Origin of the sequence: Niveispirillum sp. SYP-B3756 (assembly GCF_009495745.1) — a bacterium.
In the GTDB taxonomy this organism is placed as follows: Bacteria; Pseudomonadota; Alphaproteobacteria; order Azospirillales; family Azospirillaceae; genus Niveispirillum.
This window is the reverse complement of the sequence record NZ_WIDQ01000004.1, coordinates 26,562-49,173: the sequence shown is the minus strand read 5'-3', so window position 1 is coordinate 49,173 and position 22,612 is coordinate 26,562. Positions and strand designations below refer to the sequence as shown.

At 65.6% G+C, this 22,612-nt stretch carries 22 protein-coding genes; 9 read left to right on the top strand and 13 right to left on the bottom strand.

Going from position 1 to position 22,612, the window contains the following annotated elements; translation table 11 throughout:
* Positions 1–25: 25 nt before the first annotated feature.
* Together znuB and znuC are read right to left on the bottom strand one after the other, a co-directional pair.
* The gene (gene znuB, locus GE253_RS10060; protein ID WP_153204403.1) at positions 26–817 is read right to left on the bottom strand and encodes a zinc ABC transporter permease subunit ZnuB; all 792 of its coding nucleotides are present in this window, start codon (positions 815–817) and stop codon (positions 26–28) included.
* The gene (gene znuC, locus GE253_RS10055) at positions 810–1,628 is read right to left on the bottom strand and encodes a zinc ABC transporter ATP-binding protein ZnuC (protein WP_348770837.1); all 819 of its coding nucleotides are present in this window, start codon (positions 1,626–1,628) and stop codon (positions 810–812) included. The genes znuB and znuC overlap by 8 nt, the downstream gene beginning before the upstream one ends.
* Before the next feature lie 203 nt (positions 1,629–1,831).
* Between znuC and GE253_RS10050 the strand changes: the two genes are divergently transcribed.
* Both GE253_RS10050 and dapB read left to right on the top strand, forming a co-directional pair.
* Positions 1,832–2,779: a zinc ABC transporter substrate-binding protein gene (locus GE253_RS10050; protein ID WP_153204014.1), complete on the top strand. Its 948-nt coding sequence runs from the start codon at positions 1,832–1,834 to the stop codon at positions 2,777–2,779.
* Positions 2,780–2,841: 62 nt separating this feature from the next.
* Positions 2,842–3,639 (top strand): 4-hydroxy-tetrahydrodipicolinate reductase, encoded by a 798-nt coding sequence (gene dapB, locus GE253_RS10045; RefSeq protein WP_153204013.1) that lies wholly within the window; start codon positions 2,842–2,844, stop codon positions 3,637–3,639.
* Positions 3,640–3,736: 97 nt separating this feature from the next.
* On the opposite strand, the gene dnaA is transcribed toward dapB, so the two are convergent.
* From dnaA to aroA, 4 genes are all read right to left on the bottom strand, one after another.
* The gene (dnaA, locus tag GE253_RS10040) at positions 3,737–5,149 is read right to left on the bottom strand and encodes a chromosomal replication initiator protein DnaA (RefSeq protein WP_153204012.1); all 1,413 of its coding nucleotides are present in this window, start codon (positions 5,147–5,149) and stop codon (positions 3,737–3,739) included.
* Positions 5,150–5,869: 720 nt separating this feature from the next.
* Positions 5,870–6,133: a 30S ribosomal protein S20 gene (rpsT, locus tag GE253_RS10035; RefSeq protein WP_153204011.1), complete on the bottom strand. Its 264-nt coding sequence runs from the start codon at positions 6,131–6,133 to the stop codon at positions 5,870–5,872.
* Between the two features lie 285 nt (positions 6,134–6,418).
* Positions 6,419–7,261, bottom strand: coding sequence for a bifunctional DNA-formamidopyrimidine glycosylase/DNA-(apurinic or apyrimidinic site) lyase (gene mutM, locus GE253_RS10030; RefSeq protein WP_153204010.1), 843 nt, complete (start codon positions 7,259–7,261; stop codon positions 6,419–6,421).
* Positions 7,254–8,528: a 3-phosphoshikimate 1-carboxyvinyltransferase gene (gene aroA, locus GE253_RS10025; protein WP_153204009.1), complete on the bottom strand. Its 1,275-nt coding sequence runs from the start codon at positions 8,526–8,528 to the stop codon at positions 7,254–7,256. The genes mutM and aroA overlap by 8 nt, the downstream gene beginning before the upstream one ends.
* A gap of 239 nt (positions 8,529–8,767) precedes the next feature.
* Between aroA and GE253_RS10020 the strand changes: the two genes are divergently transcribed.
* Positions 8,768–9,289 (top strand): hypothetical protein, encoded by a 522-nt coding sequence (locus GE253_RS10020; protein WP_153204008.1) that lies wholly within the window; start codon positions 8,768–8,770, stop codon positions 9,287–9,289.
* Positions 9,290–9,316: 27 nt separating this feature from the next.
* Here GE253_RS10020 and GE253_RS10015 read toward each other — a convergent pair whose 3' ends face one another.
* From GE253_RS10015 to GE253_RS10005, 3 genes are all read right to left on the bottom strand, one after another.
* Positions 9,317–9,739, bottom strand: a complete 423-nt coding sequence (locus tag GE253_RS10015; RefSeq protein ID WP_153204007.1) for a DsrE family protein — start codon at positions 9,737–9,739, stop codon at positions 9,317–9,319.
* Between the two features lie 10 nt (positions 9,740–9,749).
* Positions 9,750–10,553, bottom strand: a complete 804-nt coding sequence (gene moeB, locus GE253_RS10010) for a molybdopterin-synthase adenylyltransferase MoeB (protein WP_153204006.1) — start codon at positions 10,551–10,553, stop codon at positions 9,750–9,752.
* Positions 10,554–10,737: 184 nt separating this feature from the next.
* Complete coding sequence (locus tag GE253_RS10005) at positions 10,738–11,532, bottom strand: TSUP family transporter (RefSeq protein WP_348770819.1); 795 nt, start codon at positions 11,530–11,532, stop codon at positions 10,738–10,740.
* 277 nt (positions 11,533–11,809) lie between these two features.
* Here GE253_RS10005 and GE253_RS10000 point away from each other — a divergent pair, with 277 nt between their 5' ends.
* From GE253_RS10000 to ptsP, 5 genes are all read left to right on the top strand, one after another.
* Positions 11,810–12,295 carry a hypothetical protein gene (locus GE253_RS10000; protein ID WP_153204004.1) on the top strand — a complete coding sequence of 162 codons (486 nt, stop codon included), beginning with the start codon at positions 11,810–11,812 and terminating at the stop codon, positions 12,293–12,295.
* Positions 12,292–13,266 carry an RNase adapter RapZ gene (gene rapZ, locus GE253_RS09995; RefSeq protein ID WP_153204003.1) on the top strand — a complete coding sequence of 325 codons (975 nt, stop codon included), beginning with the start codon at positions 12,292–12,294 and terminating at the stop codon, positions 13,264–13,266. The genes GE253_RS10000 and rapZ overlap by 4 nt, the downstream gene beginning before the upstream one ends.
* Positions 13,263–13,667 carry a PTS sugar transporter subunit IIA gene (locus GE253_RS09990; RefSeq protein ID WP_153204002.1) on the top strand — a complete coding sequence of 135 codons (405 nt, stop codon included), beginning with the start codon at positions 13,263–13,265 and terminating at the stop codon, positions 13,665–13,667. Before rapZ ends, GE253_RS09990 begins: the two co-directional genes overlap by 4 nt.
* Positions 13,668–13,688: 21 nt before the next feature.
* The gene (locus GE253_RS09985; protein ID WP_153204402.1) at positions 13,689–13,970 is read left to right on the top strand and encodes an HPr family phosphocarrier protein; all 282 of its coding nucleotides are present in this window, start codon (positions 13,689–13,691) and stop codon (positions 13,968–13,970) included.
* A 151-nt stretch (positions 13,971–14,121) separates the two neighbouring features.
* The gene (gene ptsP, locus GE253_RS09980) at positions 14,122–15,939 is read left to right on the top strand and encodes a phosphoenolpyruvate--protein phosphotransferase (RefSeq protein WP_348770818.1); all 1,818 of its coding nucleotides are present in this window, start codon (positions 14,122–14,124) and stop codon (positions 15,937–15,939) included.
* Here the strand turns inward: ptsP and GE253_RS09975 are convergent.
* The gene (locus tag GE253_RS09975; protein WP_153204001.1) at positions 15,920–16,936 is read right to left on the bottom strand and encodes a HAMP domain-containing sensor histidine kinase; all 1,017 of its coding nucleotides are present in this window, start codon (positions 16,934–16,936) and stop codon (positions 15,920–15,922) included. The two genes, ptsP and GE253_RS09975, sit on opposite strands and share 20 nt — an antisense overlap.
* An 84-nt stretch (positions 16,937–17,020) precedes the next feature.
* Here GE253_RS09975 and addA point away from each other — a divergent pair, with 84 nt between their 5' ends.
* Positions 17,021–20,593 (top strand): double-strand break repair helicase AddA, encoded by a 3,573-nt coding sequence (gene addA / locus GE253_RS09970; RefSeq protein ID WP_348770817.1) that lies wholly within the window; start codon positions 17,021–17,023, stop codon positions 20,591–20,593.
* Between the two features lie 12 nt (positions 20,594–20,605).
* Here addA and GE253_RS09965 read toward each other — a convergent pair whose 3' ends face one another.
* The 3 genes from GE253_RS09965 to GE253_RS09955 all read right to left on the bottom strand — a co-directional run bounded on the left by GE253_RS09965 (position 20,606) and on the right by GE253_RS09955 (position 22,537).
* The gene (locus GE253_RS09965; RefSeq protein ID WP_153204000.1) at positions 20,606–21,625 is read right to left on the bottom strand and encodes an alpha/beta hydrolase; all 1,020 of its coding nucleotides are present in this window, start codon (positions 21,623–21,625) and stop codon (positions 20,606–20,608) included.
* Between the two features lie 18 nt (positions 21,626–21,643).
* Positions 21,644–21,913 carry a GNAT family N-acetyltransferase gene (locus GE253_RS09960; RefSeq protein ID WP_089286202.1) on the bottom strand — a complete coding sequence of 90 codons (270 nt, stop codon included), beginning with the start codon at positions 21,911–21,913 and terminating at the stop codon, positions 21,644–21,646.
* Positions 21,914–22,093: 180 nt separating this feature from the next.
* Positions 22,094–22,537 (bottom strand): YqaA family protein, encoded by a 444-nt coding sequence (locus GE253_RS09955; protein WP_247878593.1) that lies wholly within the window; start codon positions 22,535–22,537, stop codon positions 22,094–22,096.
* Positions 22,538–22,612: the final 75 nt, after the last annotated feature.

Genomic DNA, 22,612 nt, shown 5'->3' with positions numbered 1-22,612 from the left:
CCAACCAGACAGGATGGCAAGGCTGTCAGCCCCGGCGCGCCCCCGGTAATAGATGCCCCACCAGGAACAGGCAGGCGGCGGTGACGACGATGGCGGGGCCGCTGGGCAGGTCGGCATAGAGCGAGGCGGCCAGCCCGCCCAGCACCGATACCGCCCCGGCCAGGGCGGCCAGCACGGCCATCATTTCCGGTGAGCGTGAAAAGCGTCGCGCCGTGGCGGCGGGGATGATCAGCAGCGAGGTCACCAGCAGGATGCCGACAATCTTCATCGCCAGCGCGATGGTGGCGGCGATCAACAAGGTGAAGGCCAGCCTGATCCAGCGCACCGGCACCCCTTCCACCCTTGCCAGATCCTCATCCACCGTCAGGGCCAGCAGGCGACGCCAGACCAAGGCCAACACTGCCAGCACCACGACCCCGCCGCCCCAAATGGCGATCAGGTCAGCGGGCGTGACGGCCAATATATCGCCGAACAGATAGGCCAGCAGGTCCACCCGCACCGTCTGCATGGCCGCCAGCGCGATCAGTCCCAGCGACAAGGTGGAATGGGAGACGATGCCCAGCAGCGTGTCGGATGCCAGCCGCCTTTGTTCCTGTAACAGGGTCAGCGCCACGGCGATGCAAAGGCAGACGGCAACGACGCCGATATTGAGATCAATCCCGGCCAGAAAGCCCAGCGCCACGCCCAGCAGGGCGGAATGGGCCAGGGTATCCCCGAAATAGGCCATGCGGCGCCAGACCACCAGACAGCCCAGCGGGCCGGCCAGCAGCGCCAGGCCAACGCCGGCGGCCCCGGCGCGGATCAGGAAATCATCCATGCCGGTGGTCCCCGTGGTGATGGTGGCCATGCCCATGGTCATGATCACAGGATGCGGCATGGTCGGCATGGGCCGTATGTTCCAGCCCCGCCGGCACCACACAGCCATCATCGGCATGGGCATGGTCATGGCTGTGCTGATAGATGGCCAGCGCCTCGGCATGGCGGCCGAACAGGGCGACATATTCGGGATGGCGCGACACATCCTCCGGCTTGCCATGGCAGCAGACATGCCGGTTCAGGCAGATCACCGTATCGGTGCGCGCCATCACCAGATGCAGATCATGGCTGACCAGCAGCACGCCGCAGCCGCGCCGGTTGCGGATATCGCCGATCAGCTCAAACAGTTCAATCTGGCCATGCACATCCACCGCCTGCACCGGTTCATCCAGCACCAGCAGGTCGGGCTGGCGCAGCAGGGCGCGGGCCAGCAGCACGCGCTGCGCCTCCCCGCCCGACAGGGTCTGGATGGCACGGTCGAAGGTGTGGGTGGCGCCCACCTCTGCCAGGGTGGCGCGCATGGTGTCGGCATCCGCCTTGGACCAGAGCGCCAGGAACCGCCGCACCGTCAAGGGCAGGGTCGGGTCCACCGCCAGCCGTTGTGGCATATAGCCGATGCTCAGGTTGGGGCGTTGGCGCACGCTCCCCTGGTCGGGCTTCACCAGCCTCAAGGCGGTTTTCACCAAAGTGGTCTTGCCGGCCCCGTTGGGGCCGATCAGGGTGACGATCTCACCCGCCCGCACCGTCAGGGACACATTGTCCAGCACGGCGCGTTCCCCCCGGCGCACGGTCAGCGCATCGCATTGCAGCAGGAAGGGCGGGGGGGACAAGGGCACTACTCCGGTTGAACAGGCGGCAGGAACCGACCAGATGGGCCGACGCGTGCCGCAGGGGAAAGGGTGCCGGCGGGTGGCCGCTTTGCACCGGACGCAGGGTTTACGCCAATCCCCATGGCTTGACAAATGTTATAATATAACAACTTATGTCTTCTCCTTGTTGATGTCCGGTTATTCCCATGCTTACCCGCCGCTTTCTTCGCCTGCTGCCCGTTGCTGCCCTGTTCTGGGCCGTGCCGGCCATGGCTGCCCCGCCGCCGGATGTGGTGGTCAGTGTGAAGCCGCTGCACGCGCTGGTGGCGGGTGTGATGGAAGGGGTGGGCACGCCCTATCTGCTGGTGCGGGGTGCCGCCAGCCCGCATGATTTCACCCTGCGCCCCTCTGACGCCAAGGCGCTGAACGGGGCGGAGCTGGTGGTCTGGGTCGGGCCGGCGCTGGAAACCTTCCTGGAAAAGCCGCTGACAGCGCTTGGGGGCCGGGCCGTGAAACTGTCGCTGGCCACAGCGGATGGCGTGCGCGTGCTGCCCAGCCGGGCTGGCGGGGTGTGGGAGACGCATGATCATTCCCACGCGCATGAGCACGACCATGACCATGATCACGCTGCCACCGGCACCGACGGCCATATCTGGCTGGACCCGCGCAATGCGATCGCCATCACCCAGGCGGTGGCCGACAATCTGGTGAAGCTGGACCCGGAGCGGGCGGCGACATACCGCACCAATGCGCAAAAGCAGGTGGCCGCCATCGAGGCGCTGGATAACGAACTGGCGGCCCAACTGGCCCCGGTGAAGGACCGGCCCTTCATCGTCTTCCACGATGCCTATCATTATCTGGAAGACCGTTATGCCCTTGCCGCCGCCGGTGCCGTCACGGTGACGCCGGACCAGCGGCCGGGGGCCGCCCGCCTGTCGCAGCTGCGCCATGCCATCGGCGATGCCAAGGCCGTCTGCGTCTTCGCTGAACCGCAGTTTGAACCCTCGCTGGTGAAGGTGCTGGTGGAAGGCTCTGCCGTGCGCACCGGCACGCTGGACCCGGAAGGGGCGAACATCCCCGAAGGCCCGGCCTTGTACCCGGCCTTGATGCGCTTCAACGCCAAGGCACTGGTGGATTGCCTTTCCGGGGGCTGATCCGGCCAGCCCCCTGTGCTATGCCCTGATCCGGTTTTGCCATCAGATATGGGAACAGGCAGATGCGTATCGGGATCGTTGGCGGCGCGGGCCGCATGGGCCAGATGCTGATCCGCGAGGTGCTGGGCAGCAAAGGCGCCATCCTGGCCGGCGCCACCGAACGGCCTGGCAACCCGGCCCTGGGCCGCGACCTGGGCACGCTGGTGGGGCTGGATGAAGCCGGCGTGGTGCTGACCGATGATGCCGCCGCCCTGTTCGCCGCCGCCGATGCGGTGATTGATTTTACTGCTCCCGCCGCCACACTGGCCCATGCCGATCTGGCGGTGGCCCATGGCACGGCGCTGATTGTCGGCACCACCGGCCTTTCCGCCGAGGATCATGCCCGGCTGGCGCAGGCCGCTGCCAAGGCCCCCCTGGTGGTCTCGGCCAATTTCAGCCTGGGCGTCACCCTGCTGGCAGGATTGGTGCGCAAGGTAGCGGCCACGCTGGGGCCGGATTGGGATATTGAGATTGTGGAGATGCACCACAAGCACAAGGTGGATGCCCCCAGCGGTACCGCCCTGGCCCTGGGCCGGGCAGCGGCAGAGGGGCGCGGCGTTGATCTGGCCACCGTGAAGGATGCCGTGCGCGACGGCCATACCGGGGCCCGCAAGCCGGGCGATATCGGTTTCGCCACCCTGCGCGGCGGCGATGTGGTGGGCGACCATACGGTGATGTTCGCCACGGAGGCCGAACGGCTGGAACTGTCCCACAAGGCCGGCAGCCGCGCCATATTCGCCCGCGGTGCCGTGCGCGCCGCCCTATGGGTGGCAGGCAAGCCGGCGGGGCTTTACAACATGGATGATGTGCTGGGGCTTTAATGCCAATCCGCCTTGATCGTGACCGATCAAGGCGGGTTTCGCATTCCCTCGGGTGCCGGGCGCTGCCTCTGGCAGGCGCGCGGGCGCTCGCAGCGCCTCAGCCTTCCAGCATCCGGCGCAGCAGTTCCACATCCTCCGCAAAGGCGGGGTCGGTGCCACACAATTCGTCCACCTTGCGCACAGCGTGCATCACCGTGGTGTGGTCGCGGTCGCCGAATTTGCGGCCAATTTCCGGCAGGGAGCGCTGGGTCAGCTGCTTGGCCAGATACATGGCCACCTGACGCGGGCGGGCCACGGCGCGGGCGCGGCGGGCACTGCTCATATCAGCGAGGCGGATATTGAAATGTTCCGCCACTTTCTTCTGGATTTCTTCAATCGTCACCCGGCGATTGCTGGCGCGCAGCAGATCGTGCAGCACGTCCTGCGCCGATTCCAGGGTGATGGCGCGGCCCACCAGTTCAGCATGGGCAACGATGCGGTTCAGGCTGCCTTCCAGCTCGCGCACATTACTGGTGATCTTGTGGGCCAGGAATTCCAGCACCTTGATGGGAATCTTGGCGCCGATCCGGTCGGCCTTCTGCTGCAGAATGCCCAGGCGGAGTTCATAAGTAGTGGGATGAATATCCGCCACCAGCCCCCAGCCCAGACGCGAACGCAGGCGTTCTTCCATGCCCTCCAGGTCCGACGGGCTCTTGTCGGCGCTGATGATGACCTGGCGGTTCTGGTCCACCAGGGCATTGAAGGTATGGAAGAATTCTTCCTGCGTGCTGTCCTTGCCGCTGATGAACTGCACATCATCAATCATCAGCACATCCACGGAGCGGAACTGCTCCTTGAAGGCCATCGTATCCTTGAAGCGCAGGGCGCGGATGAACTGGTACATGAATTTTTCGGCCGAGAGATAGATCACGCGGCGCGACGGGTCTTTCTTGCGAATCGCCCAGGCAATGGCATGCATCAGGTGGGTCTTACCCAGACCGACACCGCCATAAAGGAACAGCGGGTTGAAGGGTACCGCGTTCGATTCGGCCACCCGGCGGGCGGCGGCAAAGGCCAGCTCGTTCGGCTTGCCGACGACGAAATTCTCAAAGGTGAAACGGGGGTCCAGCGGGGCCGACATCTCGTCGGCCCGTTCATCACCACCGGTCACACTGGCCGGTACCGGTTCAATGACCAGTTCGGCCACCGGCTCTCCGGCGCTGTCGGCCAGCGGGGCAGCGGCGGCGTCACTGACGGCCGGCTCCGTCCGGGTCGGGGCAGCGACGACGATTTCAACCGATTGCACGCCGGGATTCTCACCCGACCAGAGCGCGCGGATACGGTCGGCATAGTGGGTGCGGATCCAGTCGCGCATGAAACGCGTCGGCACCAGGATACGGATCTGGCCACCATCGAAGGTCCCCACCGTCAGCGGCTTCAGCCAGCTGCGATAGGCGGTCTCACCGACCTCATCCTTCAGACGGCCCCGCACCCGTGCCCACTGTTGATCCAGCGAACTCTGCACCGACATCCGACCAATGCTCCCACCCAAGCCCATATGCCCATGCGGCACCGCCCCATCAGGCCCGATACCGTCATGTCCCCAACGCGATCCCAGCCATTGCCCCGGCTGCAATCCGACCGCCATTCCCATCACGCCGCCCTGCCCACCCTGCACCCGATATGAAGCGGGGGCAACGTGACAAAACCTCTTCCGCACAGGGGAGCACAGCCCCAATGCGCAAAAGAACAGCGACACCACGCCGGCAATTTATTGACGCCAACGGAATGTTTCAGACCGACAATCTGAAAATATCCCGCGCCAATGTTCAATGCCGCCCTGGCAAAAAACACGACCTTCCTATCAAGGAACCCATCAGGGTTACCTCTTTTGGACAGGTGGCATGTCAAGTATTTGGCAATGGTCCGGTTCGCCGGACTCTGAACGATATGCATCGTTCATTATCGCGTTGCCCCCGACATTTTGCGGCCGGAAGTTCTCCACCCCCATCCGCACCGCATCCATTATCGCGTTGATTAACGCGTTCACGATGCTAGAGGTGCGGCGGACAAGCCGCAACGGGACTGAAAAGAGAACGGGCAAAAAAGCAAAATTCGTGCGCGAAAGCCCGAGGCGATCAACCACGAATTCAGCTAAAGCCAAGCGTAACCCTGTCCGATAACGCGATATACAGACAGCACAAGCCGCGCGGTGAAACCACCGCGCGGGTTACGCTACGGCAACAGCCGATCAGCCCAGCGCCTTGATGCGGCTGGACAGACGGGACAGCTTCCGGGAAACGGTGTTCTTGTGCAGAACGCCCTTGCTCGCGCCGCGCATCAGCTCCGGCTGAGCGGACTTGAAAGCCTCAGCGGCGGCGGACTTGTCGCCGGTCGCGATAGCGGTCTCAACCTTCTTCAGGAAGGTACGGATGCGGCTGACGCGGGCGCGGTTGATTTCAGTCCGGCGGGCGGTCTGACGGATGCGCTTCTCAGCGGACTTATGATTGGCCATGGAAAACCTTCACGCGGAACTTGGATGTGCCGTAGGAAGCGGCGCTTATACAGGGGGTCCGGCAACCCGTCAAGCGGGTGAAGACAGGCCGCCCATGCCAAACTTGCTTGACTGGCGACTGCCCTACCGAATCCCCGGTAATGTTCGGGTGGCACCCTACTGCAACCGGCAAAGCAGATGCAAGTCATGCCTGTGCATAAGACAGATGTTGTAAGGCGCATGATTGAAAGCCGCTGAGTCCAGATTCAGCGAGGATTCAATCATGATTCCAGGCGCTTCCCCAGCCTAGCGCTGGCAGCGCGGGCAGAAGAAGGTAGAACGGCCGGATTGCACGATGCGGTGGATGCGGCCTTCCGGCGCGCCATCATGGCCGCAGGTGACGCACGGCTCATCCTCTCGGCCATAGACACGAAAATTATGCTGGAAATAGCCCAGTTCCCCGTCGGACTGCACGAAATCACGCAAGGTGGAGCCGCCGGCGGCGATCGCCTCCCCCAGCACATCGCGGATGACCGGCACCAGCCGTTCGGCATCAGCCCCGGCCACGCTGTTGGCCAGCCGGGTGGGGGCGATGCCGGCGCGGAACAAGGCCTCGCAGACATAGATATTGCCCAGCCCCGCCACCACACTCTGGTCCAGCAGGGCGGCCTTGATTGGGGTGCGGCGGCCCGCCAGCCGCTCCGACAAGGCGGCCCCATGAAAACCATTGCCCAATGGCTCCGGCCCCAGCGCGGCCAGCATCGGGTGGCTATCCAGCCCGGATTCGTCGAACAGGTCCATGAAGCCGAATCGGCGCACGTCATTATAGGTGACGACCCAACCATCATCGGTATGGAACACCAGATGGTCATGCGCGGCGGGGGCCCCGGCGGGGCCGGGCTTCACCACCATACTGCCGGACATGCCCAGATGGATCATCCAGACCAGCCCGCCATCCACCCGGATCAGGATATATTTGGCCCGCCGGTCCAGCGACAGCACCCGCCGCCCCGTCAGGCGGGCGGCGAAATCCGCTGGCAGGGGAAAGCGCAGGTTGGGCCTGTGCTGGTCCACCCGCACCAGCACCCTGCCTTCCAGCTTCAGGGCCAGGCCCCGGCGGACGGTTTCAACCTCGGGCAATTCAGGCATTGCGGTCCACCAACGTCACCCCCAGCGACGCCAGGGCACGCCAATAGCCCGGATAGGTTTTGCCGACGCAGGCCGGGTCCAGAATGGTGATGCCGTGCAGCTTCAACCCGGCCAGCGCAAAGCTCATGGCGATACGGTGGTCGGCATAGGTGTGGATTTCCGTGGCCAGCGTCTGCCCCGCCAGGGACGGGTCGGCGGCAACGATCAGGTCATCGCCTTCTTCCCAGGCCAGACCGGGGCGGATTCGCGCCAGTTCAGTGGATAATGCCCGCACCCGGTCGCATTCCTTGACCCGCAGATTGGCGATGCCGACGAAACGAACGGGCTTGTTGTTGAAGGCGGCCAGCACGGCCAGGGTGGGGATGGCATCCTGCATCTGCGAGCCATCGATCACCGCCGGCATGTCGGGAAACTGCGCGATGATCGCCTGGGCCTTGGCATCGGGCTGGGTGAAGGCATCGGCCGGCACCCCCAGATCGATTCGCCCGCCGGTCAGCGCTTCCGCCGCCCAGAGATATGTGGCAGCCGAGGCATCGGGCTCGATCCCATAATCGGCGGCACGATATCCGGTCGGCTGTACCCGCCAGGTGGCGGCATCGGGCTGTTCCACGCTGGCGCCAAAGGCCCGCATGGCCGCCACGGTCAGGTCAATGTAACCACGCGCCCCGATCTCGCTGCCCTTCAGCACAATCTCCACCGGGCCGCTGCTGCAGGCCGCCGCCATCAGGATGGCACTGACATATTGGCTGGACAGGCCGGCATCAATCTCCACCCGGCCCGGCGGCAGGGCCCCCTTGCCGCGCACGGTGACGGGCGGGCAACCGCTGGGTGCCTCCAGATCCACCGACAAAGCGCGCAGGGCCGTGACCAGCGGGCCGATGGGACGCTTGCGCATATGCTCATCCCCATCCACCACCACGCTGCCATCCACGGTGGCGACGGCGGCGGTCAGGAAGCGGGTAGCCGTGCCGGCATTGCCCAGGAACAGCGGCCCCTGCGGCGCTGTCAGATGGCCGGGGCTGGTGACGATGAAGGTGGTGTCATCCGGTTCTTCCACCCCGATACCCATCTGGCGCAGGGCGTTGGCCATATGCTTGGTATCATCGCTTTTCAGCGCCCCGGTCAGGCGGCTGGTGCCACGGGCCAGAGCTGCCAGCAGCAAAGCCCGGTTGGTGATGGATTTCGACCCCGGCGGCGCCACACGCCCCACCAGCGGCACCGTTGGCGGCACCATCGTTACTGCGGCCGTCTCTATATCCTTCGCCATCACCCGAACCCGTTCCTTAGCGGCAAAACAGGCGGCGACCCTATCGCGCGAATCGACAGGGGAAAAGGGCTTTGGCCAAAGGGGCGAGATGTGCGGCAAGCAGGGCAGTACGGCAGCCCGCCTGCTTGAGGTACGCAGAACCATCGAATCGGCCCAAAGCTCCATCAACACGTCCAGGTATCCGACCGCCAAACTGGGACAGGCTGAGTGACAGTCCCATCAAAACCCGGAGAGGCCGAATGAACATCACAAAATGGATTATCGCGGCAGGCCTGATGCTCTGCATCACCAGCGGCGCACAGGCCAAGGACTGCCGTATCACCGACAGCGTGACAGCCAGCGTGAAAAGTTTGGCGGACAATAAAAACATGGGAGGGCACGTTTCCATTCACATCGTCGGCCAGCCGACCGAGGTCGGCAAAAGTCGTTTTGCCACCTGGAAGCAATTCACCGACCTGTTCAGTAAATGGAAAACGGTGAATGACGGCAAGAAGCCGGCCCCCGCCGATTGCGGGGGAGCCGGGGGCAGCAAATCCGAATGCGTTCCCATAGACCGGCTGGGCGGCTGGCAGGGCACCAAAGCCTCCATCTGTACCGCCGTGGATGCCAACGGTGCCTGTACAGCTTCCCAGAACATCACGGTCCTGGCCGTGAATTTCGGCTATTACAACAGTTCCCAGAAAGTGAAGGATGGCGGCACCGCCGGCAAATGGATCATGAATACCGCCTATCCCTCCGCCAATGCCGATTGCAGTGGCTGAAACACAGCCGCCGCAGCAGCGCCAGCGTCACACATAAACCAAATGGTGATCCGGCGGGACGGCACCCAGCAGGGTGACGACCCCCGCCGTTTCAACCGACAGGTCCGGGCGGATGCTGACATCCCGCAGGCCCAGCGCCCGCCAGCCCATTTCACAGGCCAGGAAGCGCACGCCCAGTTCGGCGCAGGCGGTCAGCAATTCCTCCATCGTGGCCACGCCGCGATGGGCCAGCGTGGCGTCGCGCGCCTCCGGGCTGGTGCCATCGTCGGAGAAATCCAGCCGCCGCCAGCCCTGGCCAACCAGCAGCGCTGGCAGGGCGCGGCCGGTGAAGAACAGGGTCACCGGCCGCCCGGTAGCCGCCGCCGCACTGGCCAGCACCAGGGCATAATGCACGCGGTCATAGCCACCGGCCTGAACGATCAGCGCCAGGCCTTGCGAACCTTGGGGCATGGGAAAAGCCTCATTTCGGGGAGGGGTGGTGCGAGAGATCGCGGTAAAGCGGGGGGTCGCCACAGGTGGGACATTCCGGGTCGCGGCGAACCTTGATGGTACGGAAACTGGTTTCCAGCGCCGAATAAAGCAAGAGCCGACCGGACAGGCTGTCGCCAATGCCCAGCAGTTCCTTCAGCACCTCCACCGCCTGCAGGCTGCCCAGGCAGCCGGCCAGCGCGCCCAGCACGCCACCTTCCGCACAGGTGGGCACCGTGCCGGGCGGCGGCGGATCGCGGAAAATGCAGCGATAGCAGGGATGGGCGTGCCCCAGGTGGGACTTGAAGGTCGAGAGTTGCCCCTCGAATCGCAGCATGGCGGCGCTGACCAGCGTGCGCCCGGCCAGATGGCAGGCATCATTCAACAGGAACCGGGTGGCGAAATTATCCGTCCCATCGGCCACAAGATCATAGCGCCCGATCAAATCCAGCACATTGCCGGCATTCAGCCGCAGCCGGTGCGGCTCCACCACCACATCGGGGTTGATGGCGCGGATGCGGGCAGCAGCACTCTCCACCTTGGGCACGCCGATGCCGGCTGTGTCGTGGATCACCTGCCGCTGCAGGTTGGAGAGATCGACCGCATCATCATCGACGATACCGATTCGCCCCACGCCGGCAGCTGCCAGATAGAGCAGCAGCGGTGCGCCTAAGCCCCCTGCCCCCACCACCAGAACGGAGGAGGAAAGCAGGCGCGACTGCCCCACCCCGCCCACCTGGGGCAGCATGATGTGACGGGCATAGCGTTCGATCTGGCTGTCAGTCAAATCCAGCATGGGGCCTCACGAATTATCATCTCGGCACGAAATCATGACCGAAGGTCACGCTTTCGCGCCCCTCAATCGCCGGCGCCAGCATCCGCTGGCTTGGCTACGCCGCACGAGCGGCGCGGCGGCGGTCGCCGCCGTACCAACGGTCATGAATGATGACCGTTGGTATTACACCAGCGGCAAAGCCGGGTCAGAACAGCTGCCGGACCCAAGCATAAAGCGGGTGGTCCGGATTGGCCACCAGCCGCACCGTCATGCCCAGGCAGACAATCACCAGCAGCGGCCGCACCAGCCGGGCGCCGAAGCGCAGGGCGGCATGGGAGCCCAGAAAGGCCCCCGCCGCCTGACCACCCGCCATGGCAAGCCCGACCAGCCAGAGTATCTGCCCACCCAGCGCGAAGACGGCAAGGCTGACGATGTTGCTGGTGAAATTCAGCAATTTTGTATTGGCGGTGGCCCGGCGCATATTCATGCCCAGCAGGGCGACACAGCCCAGGGCGAAGAAGCTGCCGGTGCCGGGCCCGAAGAAACCATCATAGAAACCAACCGCCAGCCCCACGGTCAGGCTGAAGGCACGCAGGCTGACGCGGGCCTGCGCCTCCACATCCCCCACACGCGGGCTGAGCAGGAAATAAACTGCAATGGCCACCAGCAGCAACGGAATCAGGGCCATCAGGAAGCCGCCGCCCACATGCTGCACCAGCCCGGTGCCCGCCGCCGCCCCCACCAGCACACAGGCAACCGGGAAAGCCATGGCCCGCAGTTCGATCTGGCCGGCGCGCCAGAAGGTGAAGGTGGCCATGGCCGTGCCGAAACTGCCCTGCAATTTGTTGGTGGCCAACGCCGCCGCCGGGGAGATGCCGGCCGACAGCAGGGCGGGGATGGTGATCAAGCCGCCGCCGCCGGCAATGGCATCAATGAAACCGGCGGTAAAAGCGGCCGCAACCAGGAAGGCCAGAATGTCGGGGGTGATGAATTCAGGCACGGCACAAGCCATCCGGTCGGGGGAGGTGTGTTTTCTATACCGGAGACAAGCATTTTTACGCCAACGATTGTGGGAGCCTTCCCTGCCCTGGCCGCATCGCCCCGGGGCGGCTCCGTTTCCAAATACGCTCGCCCCGGGGCATCGGCTTTGATAAGAATATCATTCCATTGTACGGGGCGAACGCAACGATGGCGCATCAGCCGGTATGGCGATTGGATGATCGGGGCCAGGACAGCTTATTGTCTCAGGCATCCTTTATGACCATCTATTGCTGACCATGATCCAGATTCACGCAAGCTGTGTAGCGATCGACGGTGCCGGTCTGCTGCTGTGCGGACCGTCAGGCTGCGGTAAATCCGATCTGGCCTTGCGGCTGCTGGATGCCGGTGCGGTGCTGGTGGCCGATGACCGCGTTGATCTGACGCATGGGGCGGATGCGGCTTTGCTGGCAGCCGCCCCGACAGCACTGGCGGGCCTGCTGGAGGTGCGGGGGCTGGGGGTTCTGGCCGTGCCGCATATGCCCCTTGCGCCAATACGCCTGTTGGTTGATCTGGTCCCGGCGGATCAGGTTGAACGGCTGCCGCTGCCCCGCCATGCCATGCTGCATGGCGTCCGCCTGCCCTGCCTGTCGCTTGCCCCCTTCCATGCCTCTGCCCCCGCCGCCCTCCGGCTGGCCATGCGCACGCTGGCGGCCGATGCGCCGCTGGTACCGGGGGAGCCGGCCTGGGCCATGGCCTGCCATGCCACAGGGGTGCGACAATGACAGGCCAGGAACAAGGGCACAGTTTCAACGCCGACGCGCCACTGCCGGTGGTGGTGGCCACCGGCATGTCGGGCAGCGGCCTGTCCACCGCCATGAAATGCCTGGAGGATCTGGGATATGAGGCGGTGGATAATCTCCGCCTCTCCCTGCTGGAACCGCTGGTGAGCCAGAGCCATGACCGCCCCCTGGTCATCGGCATTGACAGCCGCACCCGTGATTTCAACGCCCATACCCTGCTGGACCAGATCGCCGCCTTGCGTCAGCGGCCAGACCTGCGGGTGCGGTTGCTGTTCATGGATGCCCATGCCGACGCGCTGCAGCGCCGCTATACGGAGACGCGCCGCCCGCACCCGATGGCGCTGGATCGCCCAGTGCTGGATGGCATCGCCCACGAACGGGTGGTGATGCAGCCGCTGCGCGACGCCGCGGATGAGGTGGTGGATACCACCTATTTCTCCATCCATGACACGCGCCGCCATCTGGCCGGCCTGTTTCATCTGGATGACGGGCCGGCGCTGAAGATTTTCGTCACCAGCTTCTCCTATCGCCACGGCGTGCCACGCGAATCCGATCTGGTCTTCGATGTGCGCTTCCTGGACAATCCGCATTGGGATCCGCGCCTGCGCCCGCTTTCCGGGCTGGACCAGCCGGTGGCCGACTATGTGGCCCATGACCCTGATTATGTGGATTTTTTCCAGAACCTGACCCGGCTGCTGGAACCGCTGTTGCCGCGCTATGTGCGCGAGGGCAAACATTACCTGACCATTGCCATCGGCTGCACCGGTGGCAAGCACCGGTCGGTCTTCATCGCCCATACGCTCGCCGAATGGCTGAAGGAGCGGGGCTACAAGGTTGGCGAGGCGCACCGCGACCTCGTCCGCAAGGAGGCGGCGTCAGCCGCTACCCTCACCCAGACGGCAGCCACCGACATCGGTATGGCTGCCGGCGAATCCCCAAGGGAAAGCAGATGATCGGCTTGGTCCTTGTCACCCACGGCCGTCTGGCCGAGGAATTCATCGCCGCCCTGGAACATGTCGTGGGCCCGCAGGCGCAGGTACGTGCCGTCTGCATCGGCCCGGAAGACGATATGGAACAGCGGCGCAACGACATCCTGGCCAGCGTTGCCGCCTGTGACACCGGTGACGGGGTGGTGGTGCTGACCGACATGTTCGGCGGCACCCCGTCAAACCTCGCCATCTCCATCATGGACCGCGCCAAGGTGGAAGTGATCGCCGGCATGAACCTGCCCATGCTGATCAAGCTGGCGTCGGTCCGCAAAGCCGGCGCAGACTTGAACAAGGCGGTCGCCGATGCCCAGGCGGCCGGCCGCAAATATATCAATGTGGCTTCGGCATTGCTGACCGAAAGCTGAGATGGGAAGAAAAGCTTGAGCCTGCTGCCCCCCGATGCGCTGAAACAGACCGTCACCATCCGCAACCGCCGTGGCCTGCACGCCCGGGCCGCCGCCAAATTCGTGCGCCTGGCCGGTGACTATGACGCACAGGTAGAGGTGGTGCGCGGCGATACGGAGGTCTCCGGCGTCTCCATTATGGGGCTGATGATGCTGGCCGCCAGCATCGACACCCAGATTGAGATTCTGGCCGCAGGTCCGCAGGCGCAGGAAGTGATGGATGCCCTGGTCCAACTGGTGGCGGACAAGTTCGGCGAGGACTGAGCCGGCCGGCAGCACACCCGCAGGATCAGACATCCCAACCCGGTCGCAGAACCGGGAAATACCCACCCGAAACGGAAGGTTATGGTCCGCCGCCTGGGCGTAAGGCCGGCGTTGGACTATAAGCGGGCGATACGCCCGCAGGAAACAGCCCATGACACCGCGCAACGACTATGCCCGCACCGGCGGGATGGGGACCGACATTTCATCCGCACTTCCCGGCCGCCAGCGCATCCTGCGCGGGCTGGGCGTGTCGCCGGGCATCGCCATCGGTCCCGCCCATGTGGTGGAAGCCGGCACCCCCCAGGTGCCGGAATATGAGATCGCCGCCGAGGCGGTGGCAGATGAGCTGAAGCGCTTCCACCAAGCGGTGGAAAAGGCCCGGCGCCAGTTGGCCAAGCTGAAGCTGAAGGCCCGCACCCTGCCGGAAGAGGCGGCCGCCGACGTCGCCACCCTGCTGGAGGCGCATCAGGCCATGCTGTCCGGTTCCCGCCTGATCCGCGGGGTGGAACGGCGCATCCGCGACGATCTGGCCAATGCCGAATCGGCGGTGCAGCAGGAAATCGCCACCCTGGCGCAAAGCTTCGCCGCCATGGATGATGCCTATCTGGCCGCCCGCGTGGATGATATCCGGGAGGCGGGCCGACGGCTGATCCGGAACCTGCAGGACACACCCTATCTCGCCTTCTCCCGCCTGCCCGCCGATTCGGTGATTCTGGCGGAGGAGCTGACGCCAGCCGATACGGCCCTGCTGGACCCGGCGCGCATCGCCGGCTTTGCCACGGTGCTGGGCGGGGCGGAGGGCCATACCGCCATCATGGCGCGGTCGCTGGGCCTGCCGGCCGTTCTGGGTTCGGCCGGGCTGCTGCAGGGCGTGCAACCCGGCGACATGGTGATTCTGGACGGGCAGCAGGGCCGGGTGCTGCTGAACCCTTCCCCGGAAATGCTGGCCGAGTATCGCCAGCGCCAGACCGCCTGGCGGACGGAGCGGGAGCAGCTGCGCGGCCTGGGCAGCCTGCCCGCCATCACGCTGAACGGTACCGGCATTGGTCTGCAGGCCAATCTGGAACTGCCACGGGAGCTGGACAATGCCCGCGATGCCGGGGCCGCCGGCATCGGCCTGCTGCGCACCGAATTCCTCTATATGAACCGCGACGATCTGCCGGGGGAGGAAGAGCAGTACGAGACGCTGCGCACCCTGGTAGAGCAGATGGAGGGACGCCCGGTCACCGCCCGCACCCTGGATGTGGGGGGCGAAAAGCTGGCAGGGCCGTTGCGCCAGCATTTTGCCAGCCCGGCCAACCCCGCCCTGGGCCTGCGCGCCATCCGGCTGGGGCTGAAAGAACCCAAGCTGCTGGAAACCCAGCTGGCGGCCATGCTGCGCGCCGCCGCCCATGGGCCGTTGCGCGTGCTGGTGCCGATGATCTGTTCCCCCGGCGAGGTACGGCATGTGCGCGACATGATGAATATCGTCGCCCGCCGCCTGCAGCGGCGCGGCGTGCCGATCCCGGCGGAAATGCCCAAGCTGGGCGCCATGATCGAGATACCGGCGGCAGCCCTGGCGGCCGACGCCCTGGCCGATGTCTGCGATTTCTTCGCCATCGGCACCAACGACCTGATCCAGTACACGCTTGCCATCGACCGGGGTGACGAGCAGGTGGCCCATCTTTACGATCCGCTGCACCCGGCGGTGCTGCGGCTGGTGCAATTCACCGTGCAGGCGGCCAACCATGCCCGCATCCCCGTTTCCATCTGCGGGGAAATGGCCGGCGATCCGCGCTTCACCGCGCTGCTGCTGGGGCTGGGCGTGCGCGAACTCTCCATGGCGCCAGCCAACCTGCCCCTGGTGAAGCGCCGCGTGCGGGCGCTGGACCTGAACCGCGCCACCGCCCTGGCGGAACAGGTGATGGTCAAGCTGGACAGCGGCCAGATCGCCAAGCTGCTGGACGGGTTCAACGAGACGCTGGCGTGACGGCCCCACCCGGAAAACGCAGCATGATCCGGGTGCCGCCGCCCTGTGTGTCGACCGACAGCTCACCCCCATGGCGGCGGACCAGCAGGGCCGCCAGATAGAGCCCCAGCCCCAGGCCGCCGACCCCCGCCGTCATCGGGTCGCCGGCGCGCAGAAATGGCTTGCCGATGGCGTCACGCAGGGCATCCGGCATCCCCGGCCCGTCATCGGCAATCACCAGCCGCACCCCGCCATCGGCCAGCACCCCGGCCGTGATCTCCACCCGCGTCTGCGGCGGGGTATGGGCGATGGCATTATCCAGCAGGGCAAACAGGATTTGCTGCAGGGCGATGGCGTCGGCCCGGACCAGCAGGTCATCGGGCACCGCCACCGTTACATCGGTGCGGCATTGCTGCGCCCGCACCCGCGCATTGCCGGCAGCCCGCAGCGCCTCCGCCCGCAGGTCCAGCCTTTCCAGCCGCAGGGGGCGCCCCACCTCCGCCTCGGCGCAGGCAACAATGGCTTCCACCAGTTCCAGCAGATTATGGCCGGCGCTGGCAATCTCCCCGGCATAGTCGCGCACCCGCTCCACCGAGCGGGCAATATCCGGCTGGCCCAGCATTTCCGAAAAACCGATGACAGCGTTCAGGGGCGTGCGCAGCTCATGGCTGACGCTGGAGAGGAACTGGGTCTTGGCCCGTTCCAGTGCCTGACTTTCCATCTGCGCCTGGTGTAATGCCTCTGCCCCGGCCTCTCGGGCGGCCAGGGCTGCGTGGGTGCGCTCGGCAAAGCTGGTCATCAGCCCCCGCACCACCAGATAAAGGATGATGGTGATGCTGCCGACATACAGCAGCCCTTTGGCCGTCTGGAACAGGGACAGCGTATCAGGATCGGAGAAAAGAACCTCCGCCACCCGGTCGGAAAAGACGATCCAGGCAATGGAGGGCAGCAGGAACACCAGCGCCACTCGCCGGGCCGTGCGCGCCGGTGCCGCATCCAGCCATTTTTCCCGACCCACCGACGCCCCCGCTTTCTGTGGAGAACAATGGACACCCCGCAACCAAGGGTAACATTAACCCGAACCGGCGGCGGGCGTCACCCGTTGCGTGAGGGGCCCCCACCCCGCTACTCTGCCGCCATCATGCCGACAGACATCCAGACCATCGACCGCCCCACCGACCCCAATGTCCTGCAGCGCCGGGCGTCCGACCCGGAAAGCTCCGTCTGGGTCGGGGCATCGGCGGGAACGGGCAAGACCAAGGTGCTGACCGACCGGGTGCTGCGGCTGATGCTGGCCGGCACGGAACCGTCGCGCATCCTTTGCCTGACCTTCACCAAGGCGGCAGCGGCGGAAATGGCCAACCGCATCGCCGACCGCCTGTCAGTCTGGGCGGTGGCAGAGGATGCCAAGCTCCAGGACTATCTGACGGCCCTGACCGGTCATGCGCCATCCGGCGCCGATGTCACCGCCGCCCGCCGCCTGTTTGCCCGCGTGCTGGATGCACCGGGTGGCATGAAAATCCAGACCATCCATGCCTTCTGTCAGTCGCTGCTGCGCCGCTTCCCCCTGGAAGCAGGATTGGCCCCGAATTTTGAGGTGATGGACGACCGCACGGCGGATGAGCTGCTGGAGGAGGCCAAGCAATCCGTGCTACTGGCCGGACGCTATGACCCCGACAGCCCCCTGTCCCAGGCCGTGGCCCTGCTGGCCGGCACCGTGTCGGAGGATGATTTCAACCAGTTGCTGGCTGACCTGACGGCCGAGCGCGGGCGGCTGCGGCGCATTCTGGATGCAAATGGCGGGCTGGAAGGCGCCATCACCGCCCTGCGCCAGCATCTGCGGCTGGCCGAAGGCGACAGCGAGGCGGCCTTGCTGACACGGGCCTGCGCGGATGGCGGCTTTGACATGATCGGCCTGCGCCGCTGCTGCGCCCATCTGGCCGGTGGCAGCAAGACGGATATTGAACGCGGCATCGGTTTGCAGATGTGGCTGGACAGCGACGCCGCCAGCCGCCTGCGCAACTGGCGCGGCTACCTTCCCCTGCTGCTGACGGCGGATGGGGAGGTGCGCAAGACCCTGATGACCAAGAAGCTGGTCGATAGCGACCCGATGGCGCTGGACATATTGCAGCGGGAGGCCGCCCGCCTGATCGCCGTGCTGGAGGAACAAAAACGCCTGCTGGTCGGCACCTATACCGCCGCCCTGCTGCGGCTGGGCGAGGCGATGCTGGGCACCTATCAGCGGCTGAAGGATGCCCGCGCCCTGCTGGATTTCGATGATCTGATCCTGGCCGCCTCCAACCTTCTGACCGGCCAGGGGGTGATGGCCGGGCGGCCCGATGCCTGCGCCTGGGTGCTGTACAAGCTGGATGGCGGGCTGGACCATGTGCTGATCGATGAGGCGCAGGACACCAACCCCGAACAATGGGCCGTGGTGAAAAGCATCGCCGAGGAGTTTTTCAGCGGGTTGAACGCAGCGGACGGCAAAATCCGCACCCTGTTCGTGGTGGGTGACGACAAGCAGTCGATCTTCAGTTTCCAGCGCGCCGACCCGGCGGAATTCGCCCGGATGCGCCAGCATTTCGGGCAGAAAGTGGCTGCCGCCGCCCAAAACTGGCAGGTGGTGGACCTGCAAACCTCCTTCCGCTCCGTCGCGGCCGTGCTGCGCGCGGTGGATCAGGTCTTTGCCGCCGGGCTGGCCCGTGACGGGGTGGCCAGCGATGGGGTGGATGTGCGCCACATCCCCTTCCGGCGCGGCATGGCCGGCAAGGTGGAAATCTGGCCGCTGGTGCGCCCGGCTGACGCCGCCGAACCCACGCCCTGGGCCCCGCCAACCGCCACCGAACAGGCTGACAAGCCGGTGGCCCGGCTGGCCGCCGTGATGGCCGACCAGATATCCGTCTGGCTGCGCCAGGGGGAGATGCTGGAACCCAAGGGCCGCCCGGTGCGGCCGGGCGATATCATGGTGCTGGTCCGCCGCCGCAACCAGTTTGTGCAGCATCTGGTCCGCGCCCTGAAGGACCGCGACGTGCCGGTGGCCGGCATCGACCGGATGGTGCTGACTGAACAATTGTCGGTGATGGACCTGCTGGCGCTGGGCCGGTTCCTGATTCTGCCGGAAGATGATCTGACGCTGGCCACCCTGCTGAAATCCCCCCTGATCGGGCTTTCGGAGGATCAGCTTTTCCAGGTGGCCTATGATCGCCCCGGCAGCCTGTGGATGGCACTGACCAACAAGGCCAAAACCGATGCGGCCCTGGCGCCCGCCCATGATTATCTGCGCGCCTTGCTGGCCGATACCGATTACCGCGCGCCCTATGAGCTGTTTGCCGGCCTGCTGACACGGCCCTGCCCCGCCGACCCCAAACCCGGCGAAGGGTCCGGCCGTCGCGCCATCCTGGCCCGGCTGGGGTCGGAGGCGATGGACCCGCTGGATGAATTTCTGACCGCCTGCCTGACCTTTGAGCGCGATCACGTCGCCTCCTTGCAAGGCTTCATCCATTGGCTGGAGGCGTCACAGGCGGAGGTGAAGCGCGAGCTGGATACCGGCGGGGGGGAGGGCGAAGGGCTGGTGCGGATCATGACCGTGCATGGTTCCAAGGGCTTGCAGGCCCCCATCGTTTTCCTGCCCGACACGATGGGCGAACCGGATATGAGCCCGCGCATCCTGTGGCCGGAGCCGGAGGCAGGCGGGCCAGATGTGCTGCTTTACGCCCCGCGCCGGGGCATGGAACATGATGGGGCCAAGGAGGTGCGCGCCGCCGCCGACCGAAGGCGCGACCAGGAATATCGCCGCCTGCTCTATGTGGCGCTGACGCGGGCGGAAGACCGGCTGATCGTCTGCGGCTGGGAACAGGCGGCCAAATCCGGCGGGCCCGGAAGCTGGTACCGGCTGGTGGAACAGGCGCTGGGCGGCATGGCCAAGGGCGTGCCGTTTGACTTCACCGCCATTTCACCGGCCGGCTGGGCCGGTGAAGGGCTGGCTTTGCATGATGTGCAGACCGAACCGGTGAAGGCCCCGCCCCCGCTGGCCCCCAGCACCGGACCCGCAAACAGTTTGCCCCTCTGGGCCCGCGTGCCGGCCCCGAAAGACCCCACCCCATCCAAACCGCTGATGCCCTCCCAGCCGGAAGGGCCGGAACCGGCCGTGCGCTCCCCCTTGGGGGCCGATGATGGCAAGCGCTACAAGCGCGGCACGCTGATGCATAAGCTGTTGCAGGTGCTGCCCGATACCGACCCCGCCCATTGGCGGGACAGTGCCACCGCGTGGCTGGCGCGGCCGGCGCATGAATTGGCGGCGGCAGAGCAGCGGGAAATCGCCGACGAAGCCATTGCCGTGCTGACCGATCCCCGCTTCGCGCCCCTGTTCGGGCCGGACAGCCGGGGCGAGGTGCCGGTGGTGGGGCTGGTGGGCGACTGGGCCATCTCCGGCCAGATCGACCGGCTGCTGGTCACGGATGCGGAGGTCTGGATCGTCGATTACAAGACCAACCGGCCCCCGCCCAAACAGGCCGAGGATGTGCCGGTGATCTATCTGCAGCAGATGTCGGCCTATCGGGATGCCATGCGGCAGCTCTATCCCGGCCGCAGGGTGCGTTCCCTGCTGCTCTGGACCGATGGGCCCTACACGATGGAACTGCCGGACGGGTTGCTGGATACGCACCGGCCGGGGTAAGCGGGTGGGGCGTTACCGCCCCAACTGTTCCAGCAGCGCCTTGTGGAAATCGTCCGGCGCTTCCACCTGCGGGGAATGGCCGAAGGCGGGGAATTCCACCAGGGTGCTGTTGGGAATCGCCTTGGCAGCACGGCGGCCCAGTTCCGCATAATTGCCCAGCCGCGCGCGGGTTTCCTCATCTGCGCGGTTGGCGCCGGGGGCGGTGCGGTCCTTGGCTCCGATGAACAGCACTGTGGGCGGGCGCAGCCGCACCAGTTCATGCACCACCGGCTGGGTGAAGATCATTTCCGACGTCTGCGCCTGGTTCCAGGCCACCTGCTGCCGGCCCGGCCCATTATAAAGCCCCGCCGCCATCTGTACCCAGCGGTCATAATCGGGCTTCCAGTTGCCATTATAATAGAAGCGCAGCTGATAGGCCTTGATGGTGTCGGCGCTGGTTTTCAGCTCATTTTCATTGAGGCTGTCGATACTGGCATAGGGCACCCCCTCGAACTGCCAGTCCTCCAGCCCGATCGGGTTGACCAGCAACAGCTTTTGTACGCCATCAGGAAAGGTCAGGGCATAGCGGATGGCCAGCATCCCGCCCATGGAATGGCCCATGATGATGGGCCTGGTCACCCCCAGGGAGCGCAGCAGGTCACGCGTGTTGGTCGCCAGTTGCGCCAGAGAGAACTGATAGCGCACCGGCTTGGAAGAGGTGCAGAACCCCACCTGATCGGGGGCAATGACACGATAACCCGCCCCGGCCAGCACGCCGATGGTGGCTTCCCAGGTGGCGGCACAGAAATTCTTGCCATGCAGCAGCACCACCACCTTGCCATTGGCCGGGCCGGTGGGGGCCACATCCATATAGCCCATGGACAGATCCTGCCCCTGGCTGGCGAAGGTATAATGCTTCAACGGGTAAGGATAATCGAACCCTTCCAACTGCACGCCATAGACCGGGGCGGCGGACGATTGGCCCAGCGCCGCCGGGGCGGCAAGGCCGGTCAGCAGGGCAGCGGTGAGGGCGGGAATGGTCAGGCGGCGCATCTCTTCTCCCCGATGGGATCAGGCCAGCAGGTCGTGATGGGTCGGGTGCCTGCGCATCCAGGCGAAGGCATAGCCGCAGATGGGGCGTATCTTCGCCCCTTCAAGCCGGGCCGCCTCCATGATCTCTTCCATCAACTTGCCGGCCGCCCCGGTACCGCGCAGGGCGGGCGGCGCCTCCACATGCAGAATCTCGATCAGATCGGGGCCGCGCCGGTAATTGGCAAAGGCCACCTGCCCGTCAACGGCCAGTTCGAACCGGGACGCATCGCGCTTGTCAGTGAAGCTCATGGGGTTTCTCCTTGTTGATGGGCGCTGGATTAACCGGCTTTCTCACCAGTTCCACTCACTCTACCGTCACCCCGGCGAAGGCCGGGGTCCAGTTTCGTAGGGCAAAGCGCCTGTGGCCCCTGGACCCCGGCCGCAGCATGGGTGACGGTAAAAGGGGCGGATAACCCTAATTCCAAACGCCTAAACCGCCCCCAACACACCCAGCGTCAGCACCATCACCACACTATAACGCGCCAGTTTCCCCAAAGTGACCAGCATCACAAACAGGGGAAAACGCACGCCCAGGCTGCCGGCCGCGACCGTCAGCGGATCGCCGATGATGGGCATCCAGGAAAACAGCAGCGTCCAGGCACCATAGCGTTGGAACAGCGCCTCCCCCCGCGCCAGTTGGACGGCCGTGACGGGGAACCAGCGCCGGCCGACCAGATGGCGCATCCCCCGGCCCAGCCAGAAATTCACCACCGAGCCCAGCACATTGCCCAGCGTCGCCAGCACCAGCAGCAGCCAGGGCGGGTGTGCCCCCTGCACCGCCAGGGCGACCAGCGCCGCCTCTGACCCGCCGGGCAGCAGGGTGGCGGCGGTAAAGCAGAGGCCGAACAGGCCGATCAGGGCAGGATCAACCAAGATTTCCAACATCAAAGCCGGTTTGCCCCCTTCACGGCGGGCGCGGGCAAGCTACACTGGCGGCCGGCCGGAAGC

What these genes read in the sequence shown, in the direction of transcription:
- znuB (WP_153204403.1), bottom strand. Translation starts at nt 817, where the DNA reads ATGGATGATTTCCTGATCCGCGCCGGGGCCGCCGGCGTTGGCCTGGCG.
- GE253_RS10050 (WP_153204014.1), top strand. Translation starts at nt 1,832, where the DNA reads ATGCTTACCCGCCGCTTTCTTCGCCTGCTGCCCGTTGCTGCCCTGTTC.
- dapB (WP_153204013.1), top strand. Translation starts at nt 2,842, where the DNA reads ATGCGTATCGGGATCGTTGGCGGCGCGGGCCGCATGGGCCAGATGCTG.
- dnaA (WP_153204012.1), bottom strand. Translation starts at nt 5,149, where the DNA reads ATGTCGGTGCAGAGTTCGCTGGATCAACAGTGGGCACGGGTGCGGGGC.
- rpsT (WP_153204011.1), bottom strand. Translation starts at nt 6,133, where the DNA reads ATGGCCAATCATAAGTCCGCTGAGAAGCGCATCCGTCAGACCGCCCGC.
- mutM (WP_153204010.1), bottom strand. Translation starts at nt 7,261, where the DNA reads ATGCCTGAATTGCCCGAGGTTGAAACCGTCCGCCGGGGCCTGGCCCTG.
- aroA (WP_153204009.1), bottom strand. Translation starts at nt 8,528, where the DNA reads ATGGCGAAGGATATAGAGACGGCCGCAGTAACGATGGTGCCGCCAACG.
- GE253_RS10020 (WP_153204008.1), top strand. Translation starts at nt 8,768, where the DNA reads ATGAACATCACAAAATGGATTATCGCGGCAGGCCTGATGCTCTGCATC.
- GE253_RS10015 (WP_153204007.1), bottom strand. Translation starts at nt 9,739, where the DNA reads ATGCCCCAAGGTTCGCAAGGCCTGGCGCTGATCGTTCAGGCCGGTGGC.
- moeB (WP_153204006.1), bottom strand. Translation starts at nt 10,553, where the DNA reads ATGCTGGATTTGACTGACAGCCAGATCGAACGCTATGCCCGTCACATC.
- GE253_RS10000 (WP_153204004.1), top strand. Translation starts at nt 11,810, where the DNA reads ATGATCCAGATTCACGCAAGCTGTGTAGCGATCGACGGTGCCGGTCTG.
- rapZ (WP_153204003.1), top strand. Translation starts at nt 12,292, where the DNA reads ATGACAGGCCAGGAACAAGGGCACAGTTTCAACGCCGACGCGCCACTG.
- GE253_RS09990 (WP_153204002.1), top strand. Translation starts at nt 13,263, where the DNA reads ATGATCGGCTTGGTCCTTGTCACCCACGGCCGTCTGGCCGAGGAATTC.
- ptsP (WP_348770818.1), top strand. Translation starts at nt 14,122, where the DNA reads ATGACACCGCGCAACGACTATGCCCGCACCGGCGGGATGGGGACCGAC.
- GE253_RS09965 (WP_153204000.1), bottom strand. Translation starts at nt 21,625, where the DNA reads ATGCGCCGCCTGACCATTCCCGCCCTCACCGCTGCCCTGCTGACCGGC.
- GE253_RS09960 (WP_089286202.1), bottom strand. Translation starts at nt 21,913, where the DNA reads ATGAGCTTCACTGACAAGCGCGATGCGTCCCGGTTCGAACTGGCCGTT.